16 protein-coding genes are annotated in these 12,703 nt (G+C 51.0%); 5 read left to right on the top strand and 11 right to left on the bottom strand.

What is annotated here, in order from left to right; all coding sequences use genetic code 11:
• The first annotated feature begins 36 nt into the window (after positions 1–36).
• Positions 37–2,031: an LTA synthase family protein gene (locus QNH46_RS09405; protein WP_283927862.1), complete on the top strand. Its 1,995-nt coding sequence runs from the start codon at positions 37–39 to the stop codon at positions 2,029–2,031.
• Between the two features lie 115 nt (positions 2,032–2,146).
• Here QNH46_RS09405 and QNH46_RS09400 read toward each other — a convergent pair whose 3' ends face one another.
• The 9 genes from QNH46_RS09400 to QNH46_RS09360 form a co-directional block, all read right to left on the bottom strand.
• A complete protein-coding gene (locus QNH46_RS09400; RefSeq protein ID WP_155609139.1) occupies positions 2,147–2,377 on the bottom strand; it encodes a YuzB family protein in 231 nt (76 codons plus the stop codon).
• Between the two features lie 26 nt (positions 2,378–2,403).
• A complete protein-coding gene (locus QNH46_RS09395; RefSeq protein WP_213588883.1) occupies positions 2,404–2,706 on the bottom strand; it encodes a HesB/IscA family protein in 303 nt (100 codons plus the stop codon).
• An 89-nt stretch (positions 2,707–2,795) separates the two neighbouring features.
• On the bottom strand, positions 2,796–3,035 hold the full coding sequence (locus QNH46_RS09390; protein ID WP_283927861.1) for a YkvA family protein: 240 nt from the start codon (positions 3,033–3,035) through the stop codon (positions 2,796–2,798).
• Positions 3,036–3,145: 110 nt separating this feature from the next.
• Positions 3,146–4,069: a M14 family metallopeptidase gene (locus QNH46_RS09385; RefSeq protein WP_283927860.1), complete on the bottom strand. Its 924-nt coding sequence runs from the start codon at positions 4,067–4,069 to the stop codon at positions 3,146–3,148.
• A gap of 42 nt (positions 4,070–4,111) precedes the next feature.
• Positions 4,112–4,747, bottom strand: a complete 636-nt coding sequence (locus QNH46_RS09380; protein ID WP_430691899.1) for a TraX family protein — start codon at positions 4,745–4,747, stop codon at positions 4,112–4,114.
• A 135-nt stretch (positions 4,748–4,882) separates the two neighbouring features.
• Positions 4,883–5,698 (bottom strand): glutamate racemase, encoded by an 816-nt coding sequence (gene racE / locus QNH46_RS09375; RefSeq protein ID WP_283927859.1) that lies wholly within the window; start codon positions 5,696–5,698, stop codon positions 4,883–4,885.
• Between the two features lie 186 nt (positions 5,699–5,884).
• Positions 5,885–6,334 carry a YtxH domain-containing protein gene (locus QNH46_RS09370; RefSeq protein WP_283927858.1) on the bottom strand — a complete coding sequence of 150 codons (450 nt, stop codon included), beginning with the start codon at positions 6,332–6,334 and terminating at the stop codon, positions 5,885–5,887.
• A gap of 131 nt (positions 6,335–6,465) precedes the next feature.
• Complete coding sequence (locus tag QNH46_RS09365) at positions 6,466–6,906, bottom strand: DUF86 domain-containing protein (protein WP_283927857.1); 441 nt, start codon at positions 6,904–6,906, stop codon at positions 6,466–6,468.
• Between the two features lie 27 nt (positions 6,907–6,933).
• A complete protein-coding gene (locus tag QNH46_RS09360; RefSeq protein WP_213588889.1) occupies positions 6,934–7,221 on the bottom strand; it encodes a Dabb family protein in 288 nt (95 codons plus the stop codon).
• Between the two features lie 180 nt (positions 7,222–7,401).
• Between QNH46_RS09360 and QNH46_RS09355 the strand changes: the two genes are divergently transcribed.
• Together QNH46_RS09355 and QNH46_RS09350 are read left to right on the top strand one after the other, a co-directional pair.
• Positions 7,402–7,716: a DUF2642 domain-containing protein gene (locus QNH46_RS09355; RefSeq protein WP_283927856.1), complete on the top strand. Its 315-nt coding sequence runs from the start codon at positions 7,402–7,404 to the stop codon at positions 7,714–7,716.
• Positions 7,717–7,799: 83 nt separating this feature from the next.
• Complete coding sequence (locus tag QNH46_RS09350) at positions 7,800–8,636, top strand: patatin-like phospholipase family protein (RefSeq protein ID WP_283927855.1); 837 nt, start codon at positions 7,800–7,802, stop codon at positions 8,634–8,636.
• 91 nt (positions 8,637–8,727) lie between these two features.
• Here QNH46_RS09350 and QNH46_RS09345 read toward each other — a convergent pair whose 3' ends face one another.
• Together QNH46_RS09345 and QNH46_RS09340 are read right to left on the bottom strand one after the other, a co-directional pair.
• On the bottom strand, positions 8,728–9,366 hold the full coding sequence (locus tag QNH46_RS09345) for a DUF1266 domain-containing protein (protein WP_283927854.1): 639 nt from the start codon (positions 9,364–9,366) through the stop codon (positions 8,728–8,730).
• Between the two features lie 8 nt (positions 9,367–9,374).
• Positions 9,375–11,267 carry a J domain-containing protein gene (locus QNH46_RS09340; protein ID WP_283927853.1) on the bottom strand — a complete coding sequence of 631 codons (1,893 nt, stop codon included), beginning with the start codon at positions 11,265–11,267 and terminating at the stop codon, positions 9,375–9,377.
• Between the two features lie 160 nt (positions 11,268–11,427).
• Between QNH46_RS09340 and QNH46_RS09335 the strand changes: the two genes are divergently transcribed.
• Both QNH46_RS09335 and QNH46_RS09330 read left to right on the top strand, forming a co-directional pair.
• A complete protein-coding gene (locus QNH46_RS09335) occupies positions 11,428–11,766 on the top strand; it encodes a winged helix-turn-helix transcriptional regulator (RefSeq protein ID WP_283928394.1) in 339 nt (112 codons plus the stop codon).
• Positions 11,763–12,680, top strand: coding sequence for a DsbA family oxidoreductase (locus QNH46_RS09330; RefSeq protein ID WP_283927852.1), 918 nt, complete (start codon positions 11,763–11,765; stop codon positions 12,678–12,680). Before QNH46_RS09335 ends, QNH46_RS09330 begins: the two co-directional genes overlap by 4 nt.
• Positions 12,681–12,703: the final 23 nt, after the last annotated feature.

Below are 12,703 nucleotides of genomic sequence, written 5' to 3'. Positions count from 1 at the left end.
GGGAAGGGGTTTCCCTTTGAAAGGAGTTGAGGACCTGTGCCGAAGCATCCAGGCCATTCATCGAAATTTGGCTGCAAGCGTCTATGGCGGCTGATTCCGGGCATTTTGCGCTATCGCCGTCTCGAGTATCCTTTATTCGTCTTCGCCTTGTTCTGGAAGCTCCACTATCTGCATCACAACTTGAATGCGAACAATATTGATATGAACCGGCTGGATAACCTCATCGCGATCGGATCTCTGATCCTTGCCTCCTTCTGGACGCTGTGGCTGAGCACCCGTGCCCGTTCGGCAGCCCTCGCGCTGCTCAATGTCCTGCTTACGGGCGTTATTTTCGCTGATCTAGTGTATTATCGGTATTTCCGTGACTTTATCACGGTGCCCGTCCTGCTTCAGGCGGGCCAGGTAGGTGAACTTGGCGAGAGCATCTCCTCTCTGCTCCTCCCAAGGGACCTGTGGCTTGCCGCCGACTGGCTCATTGCAGCTATCATTCTAGGTGTCTGGCTGCTTCTCCGGCGGCTCAAATCTGAGCGTCTATCGCAGGACGGTGACCGCGAAACCGGCGCTTCCGCTGCACATGGCAAAGAGCGTCCGATGGGCCGCCTGCTTACGGGACTGCTGGCCTTTATGCTTGGATATGTCCTCACGATGGGGCCGATCCAGCATTACAAGAACACCTGGGCCGGCGAGCTGTTTACGGGCAACTGGTGGAATTTGTCCCTGTATAACATCACCGGACTGCTCGGGTTCCATTACTACGATGCGTACCGCTACGCCAAGGAGCATCTGAGCAGCAAACCAGCGCTAACCGCAGAAGAACACAAGGAAATCAAGCGCTGGTTCCGCGAAGCCGCAGAGAAGCGCAAGGCACATAACGATACTTTTGCCGCTTATAAGGATAGCAATGTCATCGTCGTTCAGGTGGAAGCCCTGATGAATTTCGTGATTGGGAGACAGATCGGCGGAGAGGAAATCACGCCCCATCTCAACCAGCTCATGAAGGACAGCATGTACTTTGCGAGCTATTATCATCAGACAGGACAAGGACGTACTTCGGATGCTGATTTTTCCTCAAACAGCTCCCTGCACCCGCTGCCTACGGGTTCAGTCTTCGTCCGCTTTCCGAATCACAATTACGATATGCTCCCGCAAATACTAGGCGAACACGGCTATGAGACAGGGGCTTACCATGCGTACGAAGGCAGCTTCTGGAACCGCAATGCCATGTACAAGGCGATGGGCTATGATCATTTCTATCACAGACAGCATTACATGATGGATGAACCGCTCGGCTGGTCGCTCGGGGACAAATCCTTCTTCCGCCAGTCGCTCGACTTCATGACGCGGGACAGCCGGCAGCCATTCTACGCCTTTCTAGTAACTCTGACAAGCCATCACCCCTATCAGCTGCCGGCTTCGGAGCGCAAGCTAGATGTTGGCGAATTCCAGGGAACCCTCTTCGGCAGCTATCTAGAATCCGTTCACTATGCCGATGAAGCCCTAGGACAGCTCATCGAAGGAATGAAGCAGAAAGGGATATGGGATCATACGATTCTGTATGTATACGGGGATCATGATAATTCGCTTAAGGATAAAAAGCCTTATGAGCAGTTCCTGGGCAGATCATTGTCAGAGCTCGACATGCACCAAATCATGAATCAGGTGCCCCTTATTATTCATCTGCCGGACAACGGACAAGCCGGCGTGTACCAGGAGCCAGCGGGACAGCTGGATATGGCGCCCTCTCTTCTTCATCTGCTCGGAATTGAGACCGATTCCTATTACATGATGGGCAACGATTTATTTGGAAGCGGAGACCGCTTCGTCGCGCTGCGCTCGGGGGCATTTACCGACGGGCGCGTGTACTACACTCCTTCCGCCGATGGCCTGTTCGAGCACGGGGAATGCTACAGCCTGGACACTAGAGAGCTGACGGATTTAGAGCAGTGCCGTCGAGGCTATGAAGAAGCGAAACTGCGCCTGTCCATATCGGACCGGGTCATCCAGTACAATCTGCTCCGGGAGTATCGCTAAGTTGATCCTTGTTGATCCTTGCATCCTGTGCTCCCTGCCGCAACGCAAAGAAGAGCTGCTTATCTCGCAAGAGAAATAAGCAGCTCTTCTTGATTCGGATGCTTCCTTCAATACTTTATTTGGGCTTCTTCACGAAAGGAGCCGCCTTGGTCAATACCTCGTCTTCGGTCGGAGCGCTGATGTAGCGTCCGTTAATGTATACGAACGCCCGCTTCCCGCATGGGCCGCAATAAGATTTGCAGCCAACCTTAATCTCCGCGTCCGGCGCCAGCTTCTGCAGCTTGGGCACAAACGTCTTCATCCGTATATGATTGCATTTATCGCATATGCGAATGTCATTAGCCATGCTGAATCCCTTCTTCTTTCAAAGTGCTAGTGATCACCGTGATTTCCTTTGGATGGATTCGTAATAACGAAGCCTTCCTCCGGAAAATATAGATAGTCGATCTTCACGCCTTCAAGAAGCGGTTCGTTCAGATCAATAACGACGTCGATTTCTTTGTCCGTAGCCACGATTTGGTCCGTCTCGGCAGGCTTGACCAAATCGAGTCCGTAATGGGCGTGATCCCCATGAGCATGAGTGATGAACACTTTCAACGCAAGACCCTTGTTCTCTTCTTTATCCAATTCCCTCTTTATCACCTTCGCCGCATTGCGGGTAATTTTTACGCTCATATGATCGCTCCTATCTTCTTATGACTACCTAACATTCCTATTGTAAAGAATGTCAACGGTTCACGCAAGCATGTATCCCCTCTGCCTGTTTATGTCAGCGGATGCTTGCGCTCGGCTCTCCCGACGAACCAGTCCATCAGCAGCATCGTCACGGCCATATCGTCGATCGGAATAAACGGCAATACGTCCGGCAGCACCCAATAGGCCAGGGCTGGGACGATCAGCAGCAGCTTGTCCAATACAGGAACCCGCGATGAGGCAAGCAGCCTTGGAACGCGGTTGAATATATGCGACCAATGCCGGAGCGACCACAATCTTCTCCATTTCACAGCTGCTTCCCCTCCTCTTTGCGCCATCGCCTTATCATTCATTATGGCCGGTATGGCTTATTCATTACAATACCCTAATTTACGTTATTTAAAAAAAGCAAATCCGGGGGTTACCCCCGGATAAACTCGGTCAACAGCGGCTTGATTTCTCCATAAATTGCCTCAAATTGCCCTGCCGGCAGCGGGTTGACGCCAACCCCCGCTTCGATCGTAAATCCGGGACGGCGAAATTCGCTAATGAACCAGTCTTTATAACCCGCATCGCTGCCTGTAAGCTTCACCGCCCTATATCCGCTGGCCTCGGCTAACCTGTCGGCTAAAGCTTCGGAGCCATCCGGCTCCAGATCCCGGTAATTCCAATAGATTTCACGCCCCTGGGTATGCAGCGACGCTACTCTGCTGAACCGCAGCCTTCGCGTCAGGCTGGCGAGCGCGGCGGCTTCCGGCTCGCTTAGCGGCGCGCTTCCCCCGTAGTCCTGGGAGGCTGGGCCGCCCGTACTGCGCCGGGCTCGTTCCTCCTCCCAGCCCGCGGGAAATTGATCGTTAAGATCGACGCCGCGGATATTCGCCTTCCAGCGGCTGAAGTCTTCCATACCGCTGTTCCACGATAACAAGTGCTCCCTATAGGGACATTCCGGCCATAAACCATCCTGCGACAAATTTATACCGTCTGGATTGGCCATCGGCACCGCCCATAGCGTTATCCCGCCCAGCAGATCCTCGGTCAGGCTGCCGGCATCTTCCCTGCCGGACGAAGATTCCAGCTCAGCCGCCAGCTCTTCGATGAAGCGAAGCAGCAGCGGCGTCGTAATCCACTCATTGGCATGAACCGAGGCGTTCACATGAACGCACTCCTCCCCGCTTCCTAGCACGAGTGCATCGATGGATTTGCCGAGCACGCTTTTGCCAACCTCCACGCGCCTTAGACAGCCGTAACGTCCTTGCAGCTGTCTAATATCGGCTATCCCGTCCTCATAGCGGTATCCTTTACGGATGCGCACGATAGGCTCCTGGCCATTGCTTACTGACGCCAACACCTCTATTCCTCCTTTATTGAGCGCCGGGTCGGCCAGCAGCTACTCGCCAATAAGGTGAACGATCACGGCAAGCACAGCCAAGTGCGCCGGGTAGAACGTTCTCCAGAGCCAGCGAGGCATCCGCCACGACTCCAGCCTTCTCCATAAATTCGGCCCGTACGCAATGATCATCGTCGGAATGATGCTAAAGAGCTGGATGACCCAGCCGTAAGCAAACAGCGCAGCCAAGTTCAATAATAAATGCATTCCGACGAGCATCGGACCGGGCTTCATATAATTGAATATAAGCATGAGAAGCAGTCCATATGCCCCATATTCGAAAGGGAACACCTCGAACATCGCATAAATCAGGGCAATCAGCGCGTAGGAGATCCAGCCTGGGGATAGCCCGTCGAGCACACGAAGCAGGATCGCTGCTGCGCAAAGCGAGAAGACGACATTCAATTCATTCGTATCGAAAGCCAGTTGATACGGCATTTGCGACAACGCCGCGATACCGAGCAGCCGGAGCACGTATTTGCCGTGCGAGGATGTATGGCGATGCCCTAGCGCCAAAGCGTAAGCATATAGGGGAAATGCGATTCGGCCTATAATTCTCCAGAGGGGCTGATCGGGAAAAAAGAGCAGTCCTACATGATCGATCAGCATCGTCAACATGGCGAGCAGCTGCATCATAATCCTCCTTCATCCATTATGATGATGGTCTATTCTTTCAATATGGCTTACACTACGCTTGGCTATGAGCGAGCTACACAAAAACAACCTTTGCCGGATAACTCCTGCCGGCAAAGGTTGTTCGCATTTTCCAGCTTAGGAAGGCGTGGAAACCTGCCATACGATGGGGGTAAGCTCGATCTGCTCCCCCAGCCACTGGTGGGCGATTTTGTTGAACATTTCAGAATCCCCGCTGCAAAAAAACTGATGAATCGGAATTTCATTGCCCCGGGCCAGCTGCCCTTTCTGATACAGCACGGTGCTGATCTCGCGAGCGGTTTCGTCTGCGGAACTGATCAGCTTCACCTTCGGCCCCATGACCGCCTGAATCGAACGCTTCAGGAACGGATAGTGCGTACATCCGAGGATCAGGCAATCGATTGGATGCTGCTTCATTTCCTGCAGCGAATGCTCCACGACCAGATGTGCCTCCGGCGTCTCGAACTGCCCCTTCTCCACCAGGGGAGCGAAATCCGGGCACGCTTCGCTCTCCACGTCGATCGCGGGATTGAGCTCCTTCAAAGCCGTGATATACGCTCCGCTATTAATCGTGCCGACCGTACCGATCACCCCGATCCGGCCCGTCTTCGTGGCGCTGATCGCAGCCCTTGCCCCAGGATGTATTACCCCGATGACCGGGATGCTCACCTTTTTCTTAATGTGCTCTAGTGCAGCTGCTGTTGCAGTGTTGCACGCGATGACAATCATTTTCGGATTGAATTGAATCAAATAGTCCACGATCTGCTCGGTAAACAAAGTGACCTCTTCCGGAGACCGGGGCCCGTATGGAGATCGGGCGGTATCCCCGAAATAGATGATTTTCTCTCTGGGGAGCTGTCTCATGACTTCTTTGGCCACGGTAAGACCGCCCACTCCCGAGTCTAATATTGCGATGGCTTGCTGCACGAACATACCGCTTCCTTTTATTATAGTTTAGATGCTTTACGTTACTTTATGACCGTTCATCCTAAAGTGTACTAATTAATATTACCCCATGCCACGAGAACGTGACAAGGAACGAACACGGGAGCCTGTCCTGCTAAATGCGAGAAAAAAGACCCTGCAGGGTCCTTTTCTTCATCATATTCGGCGATTCGATTATGCTTGGATTTTATCCTTATCCTCATTCTCAACCACGGCCGTCTGCTCGGTAGCTTCGATCATTTCAGCAGCTTCGCTAGCTTCGGCTTCGATAGCTGCAGTTGCGAAATCTTCCGCTTCTTCGGTTTCGTTCTCCCCAGGGAATGCGGAGATCTGCACTTCCTTGCCTTCGTCCGGGCTTTCTTCCTCGCCCTTGCTCTCACGCCAGGCCTGAATGTCATGAATGAGATTTCCGGCGGTTTCCTTTACAATCTCGGCCAAGTGAGCGCTCTGTTCAGTAACCTTGCCGGCAATCTCGCCTGTTTTCTCTCCGACCTGACGCGCCCCGTCGGCAATATCCTTGCGGAGCTCTTTCCCCGGCTTGGGAGCAAGCAGCAGCGCTGTAACCGAACCGACAATCGTACCGATGGCTGCACCCCATATCCATCCTTTGTTTCCTTTGCTCACGATACATCTCTCCTTATGCGGCACGCCCGTACATCAGGGCTAATGCCTATATAGTTAATTCATTATAAGCAGCAGATGCTTGTTTCGACACAACGTGAAGAGGACATTTTGGATAATTTCCTGCAAGCCGGTCAGCTCTCGATTCCTTCCTGATCCAAATATGCACGAACGCGTTCAGCAAAGACAGTAAGCCCCTCTGCTTCCTTCAATTGCTTCAAGAGCCCTGTAAGTGCTCCGCGGTCGACGGCAAAATACTCCTGCACCAGCGGCTTGCGCAGACGCACCAGCTCGATCAAAACAGCATGCAAGCCCGCGTCCACCACTTTCTCGTCCAGCATAATATCGATGATGTCCTCATAACTGCTTGCATCCCGCATAATAAAGCCATCGATTAAATAGCTCCCTACGTCCGTAACGATTTCCAGCGCCAGATGAAGCGCTCTCTCTATGGCGTAACGTTCCAAAAGCCCTGAATTCTGAGCCTCTAACGTATCCGATGAATTCAGAACCTGTACAATTTCCGGCAGCATATGTAATCTGCGCTCGATTTGTTCCCGATTAACGTAATACACGAAAGTCTCCTCCTTCCACGTGCCGTTCTAGAATTCAAAATCAACAGCAACCTGGCTCTCTCTGGCTTCCGCCATATGCTCGATCACTTTCTTATGCACAGGGTGTACCTGATAGCCCTGCAGATCCTCAAGGGAATCAAATGTGGTAACCAGCGCTATATCATAAGAACGCGGAGACTTGACGACGTCGATCCCTACCTCGATGCTGCGAAGCTGCTCGATCTTTCCTTCCATATCGCGAAGAACGCCAGCCGTTCTCTCAATGCTCTCCGGCGAAGAATCCTTTAGCTTGAACAATACAATATGTTTAATCATAGCCTGCTCACTCCTTAAAAATTAATAACTATCAGTACATCTATCATACCGCATTTTTACACGTACTAATATCTTAAAATAACTTTACCCTGCTGGCAGCACACTTGTCCAAACTCTATGAATCTATCGAGCATACGATATATTGCGATTCACATCATATTCAGCAAGGAGGAATCCGTGATGGGCATCTTCAGCCGATTGTTCAAACGGCGCAAGCTGGAGCTCCGCCTGCTGCATGCTGGGCTAGAGCTGCTGAAGCAGCGGGTTGAGCATTTGGAAAGCCTGCTCGCCGCAGCTACATTCCCCGATTCCGAGACGGTGGAACGGCTCAGCAAATTCGCCGGTGAGTCTCTTGCCATTCAGACAATGAGCTTAACCATTCCTGGAACACTGGTTGCTGTTCATAGCGACAATTTTGAAATTCGCGATACAAACAGAAGGCTTGTCTTCATTCCCGCCGCAAAAATCATATCCGTTACGTTTGATAATAAATAGCTCCGACATTAAACTATAAATAGAAGTGTTTAGTGTCTATTCCTGTTATTTCATCCTATATGTACCTAATGAGGTGAGCTGAAGTGCCAAGCTTAATATTGGAAGGGGGAACCCTGCGCCCGATTTTCAGCGCGGGCGTCATGGATGCGCTGCTGGACGAGGAAATTATGTTCCCTTATTGCATTGGAGTATCCGCCGGAATCAGCAATGGATTTTCCTATATATCCAAGCAGAAACGAAGGAACCTGGAAATCGTGGAGCAGTACCGCAACGATCCCCGCTACATTGGATACCGGAATTTTCTGCGTCATCGCAGCCTGTTCGGGCTGGACTTCATCTTTGGCGAAATTCCAGGCCAGCTGATCCCTTTCGATATGGAAACGTTCAACAGCTATGAGGGCAAGCTGCTTGTCGGCGTTACCAACGCGTTGACCGGCCGGCCGGAATATATGGACGGTCTGCAAATTGACGAAGCAATGACCATGCTCAGGGCTACCTGTGCCATCCCCATGTTTTTTCCGGCAATCGAAATGGACGGCGCCAAATACTATGACGGCGGGTTAACCGACCCGATTCCGATCCGCAAGGCCGTCGAGGACGGCAATGAGAAGCATTTAATCATTTTGACCCAGCCGAAGGGGTACGTAAAAACATTCAGCAAGCAAAATGCAGCGGTAGCCAGATTATTAAGACGAAAATACCCGCTGCTGGAGGAAATATTGCTGACGAGGCATGAACGTTATAATGAGACTGTCGCCTATTGCGAGCGATTGGAGCAAGAGGGCCAAGCGGTCATCATCCGTCCGAAGGTGCCGCTGGACAGCTTCGAGAAGAACGTCGGCAAGCTGCGCGATACATGCCAGCATGGCTATGACCTGGCGATGGAGCATATGAAAGACATCCGCAAGCTGTTCCATTAAGCAAGCGGGAATAGGGTTCGAAGCATAATTTGGAAGAAGGCTTGATCCAGTGATCAAGCCTTCTCTAATGGCCTTTTGTTCATGCTGAGCCCTACAATTTGGCTCGCCAACTGATCCGCTTGCTGGGACTGAGCCTTCGGGACAGCATTCGCGCGTGCATATACGTGATGTAATCCTCTTTTTGAGGTTTATCGTTGCCGCTAAGATAATGCATACCGGCGATGCAGGCCAGATGATATTCGTCCCAGCTCTCATACTGGCTCTGAGCCAGCTTGGCAATTTCTCGGGAAAAGATCCGCGCTTCATTGAAAGCCAAATAACCCAATCTGACGCCGGATTGAGCAACGGCCAGATATAACGCATAATCATAAGCCGCAATCCCCGGCCGGATCAAATAAGGCATGAGCTGGTTAACCCGCCTCAATTTGCTCTTCCGCTCATCGGAGTCTGGAAGACTGGCAATGTACAGGTCGCGCTCCGTCATTGGCAGGGCAGCCAGACTATCCCTCAACTGCTTGAACTCTGATCTGTATCCCTCGTACAGCAGCCATTTCAGTTTTCTATCGCAAGTTATTGAACTCTTTATTCCATAGTGATGATACATCCAATTGTCGAGCAATTGGCTGGACAGCACGCTGAGCCGATTCAGCCCCCCGACGCTGCGATCGTTCAGCGGGTCATTCAAAAACAGTGCTTCAGTCATCGCACAATAAAAAATCCGACTTCTCAATGCTCTAATCATAGGCTTGTCCTTTCCGAATAAGCAGCTTTCGATGCTTTTTTCTTCTTCATATGCAAACGAAGACCCCAGGTTACAAAACAAAGGAATAAATAAAAAGCCATCGAATTGCCCCGGCCGACCATGGACTTGTTCTGAAGCTGCGGACCTTCTTCGATATATTTCGGATAAAGCTTTAACGGCTTCTCGGTTCCGGCGGGCAGACCACGAAGTGAAAAAGAGACCGCAGACTCAACATCCGTGGACTCCAGCATACGGGCATACCCGGTGATGGTCACGGGGCGCATCAGCAGCGATGCGCTGTCCCCAAGCCATTTTTCCGATAGAAATACGACGTGCTGCCCTTCAAAGCTTCCAATGTAAATATAGCGCTTGGCAAAGCCGTAATACTGCAAATTCTTCTCAGATGCGGATCTCCCCTGAATCATTGTAGTTCCCTTCATTTCGCCCATTTGCAGTTCATACAGGCCTAAACCAACGTCCAATACGTCCGTAAGAGTTATGGCCACATGGCTGTTTTTTGGGGCATTCTCCAGTTGATCAAGGCTTGTAACCGAAGCGGTCTTCTTGATGTTTGTCTCCATCATCAGAGAATGCACATACCAGCCTAAGCTGAGCAGCGTCAATACAAACACACAGATCTGCAGCCAGGAAAATTTCAGTTTGAACTTCTGCCGTCGGGCTGCTTTCCGTTCATTGTACAGCCTTCTAACATGTTCAGGGTGAGCATGAGCCAATCCTTGCAGCGCCTGTACCGCCTCCAGAGAAGCGGGATCTGCCTGCTCTGCCACCTCCAGATAATATGTTCTGGCCCTGTCTTCCTGGCCTAGCTTCAGCCAGCAATGGCCCAGCGACAGCTTGGCTTCCATCAGGTGCGGTACACGAGACAGCACCCATTGATAGTCCTCTACAGCTTGGGCATACTGTCCTTGCCGGAAGAGGATGCGAGCCCGAGCAAGGTAGCCCTCCATCTCATCCGGCACGACTCTGATCTGCCTCCCATAAGCCTGCAGCGCTTGTTCCTCGTTCCCCTTTCGCAAATAATATTCGCCCAGCAGACGGAGCAGATCGGGATCATCGGCAAAGAGACCGTAGGCTTCTTCAAGAAATCTCCCTGCTTCCTTCAAATCATTGACGAATAGTGCTTGAAAGCCCTTATACCGGCAGCTTAAAAATCGGTCATAGTCGATATCGCCCGCACCTAACAAAAACTCATAACTTAGCCCAGGTTCGGCCAACTGCTTGTCATAGTACTCCAGGAAGGGATCGGCTCCAGCGTATTCTTGATCTTTCCAATGTGCCGTAAACTCGTGTCTCCATCCAAAGAATCCCTCCAGCAGCTGCCATACTTCTTGAGGCAAATAGCGGCGGCTTTTTAGTACCTCGAACATTCGCCTGTTAATTTCATCTTTACTAAAGATGTCCCAAGCTATCTTGGAATTGAGCAGCTCAATCCATGCGTCTCTTGAAATCCGGGTTGGAAAATGGTCATATATGGCGATTGCTTGCGCTATGAACTCATCGACACTTCCAGAGGAATCCCCAAGTTCATAAAGCTCCGGTTCCGAAAAAACAACCCCAGCATCACGCGAGAGCCTAGAAATGAAAACGGCCGCGTTCTCATCGCCTTCCTGTTCTTCTTGATCTTCTTGGCCTTCTGGCTCGTCTCGCTCTATGGTTTGAACAGGGATGTGATCATCTGAACGATCCATCCGCTGATTAACTAGCTTTATTGCCCGGTCATATGCCTCACGGAGCGCCTGATACCCCTCGGCGTCTTCCTCTGGATGATAAATCTGAAGCTGCTTGGCATATGCCCGCTTAATTTCCTTGATATCATTTGTAGGCTCAATGCCAAGCTGCTGCCAAATCGTCATAAAAAATCCCGTCATAACGCTCTCCTGAGAAAATGTAAATTTTTCGGACATCCCCCCTTATTTTATCGGAGCGAGCACAATTCTGCATAAATTTTATGTATATTTTTTATACTTGCTTTATTTTTTACACTAGATATAATTAATATACCTCATATCACATAGGGAGGCGATAATTATTCAAGTTTGCCCGTACCTAGAGTATTCCTTCCGCATCCTTGGGAAGAAGTGGAATGGATTGATCCTTCATTATCTGTCCCTATGCGCAAATGGTTCCGCTCATTTCTCGGATATCAAGCGGGATCTAGCGGACATCACGTCAAGGGCCTTGTCCTTGAAGCTGGCCGAGCTGATCGAATACGGTTTAATCGAGAAGAAGATTACGGCAAACCCCGCGGTTACCATTTCATACGAATTGACGGAGAAGGGCCGGTCTTTAACGGCAGCGTTAACGCCTATCCAGAAATGGGCGCAGCAATATGAGAATCTACATGGAAAAGAGGAAGAAGACAAATGACAAACCAGAATATGATGTGTGATTTACAGACAGGAGTATGCGGTGAAGCCGGCGACGATACGGTGGAGCTTATCGATCTGAATGAGCCTGAGAAGAAAGTGAAGCTGTACTATGTCACCGATCCCATCTGCTCCCACTGCTGGGCGCTTGAGCCCGTACTAAGACGCTTTCAGGAGCAATACGGACATTATTTCCAGTTCCACACGGTAATGGGCGGATTGCTGGAGAGCTGGAACGGCTTTGCCGATGTCAGCAACGGCATTCAAAGTCCGGCGGATGTAGCCGGCCACTGGCGCGAAGTGGGCGAGCATTCCCGCATGCCGATCGACGGCTCGCTGTGGCTGGACAATCCTGTGCAATCCTCTTACATTCCCTCTCGCGTATATAAAATCATTCAGCAGCAGAATGTGCAGCTGGCGGATACGTTTTTGCGGCGGGCAAGAGAAGCGGTATTTGCCTTCAATCGAAATATCGGTACCGACGAAGTGCTCGCCGATATCGTCAGCCAAATGGGCCTGGATGGAGCCGATATTGTAGACCAAGCCGCCATGCCGGCTGCACAGAGTTTGCTGGAGGAGGATTTCGAGCTGTCCCGGTCGCTTGGAGTACGTGGCTTCCCGACGATCATTATGGTCAATAGTGACAATAAGGGCGTGAAAATCGTCGGGGCCAGATCATTAGCAGACTATGTGAAGACCCTGTCCCAAGTACTGGAAGCAGAATCCCTGCAAGTACGCGCCGTTCCGGAAGTAGCAGCCCTACTGATGAGAGAGCAGCGTTTATTCTCCAAAGAAATTGAAATCATGTACGATCTTGAGCAGCATGAAGTGGCAACGTTTCTAGAAAAGTCCCTCCCTGCGGACAAGTATTCACTTTCGCAAATCGTCGGAGAAACTTACGTAGAATCCAAATAAGTTAACTCATGCGGATTTATTTT

It is taken from the genome of Paenibacillus woosongensis (genome assembly GCF_030122845.1).
GTDB lineage: Bacteria > Bacillota > Bacilli > Paenibacillales > Paenibacillaceae > Fontibacillus > Fontibacillus woosongensis_A.
The sequence above is the reverse complement of the archived record's forward strand: the minus strand, read 5'-3'. Positions and strand labels throughout refer to the sequence as shown.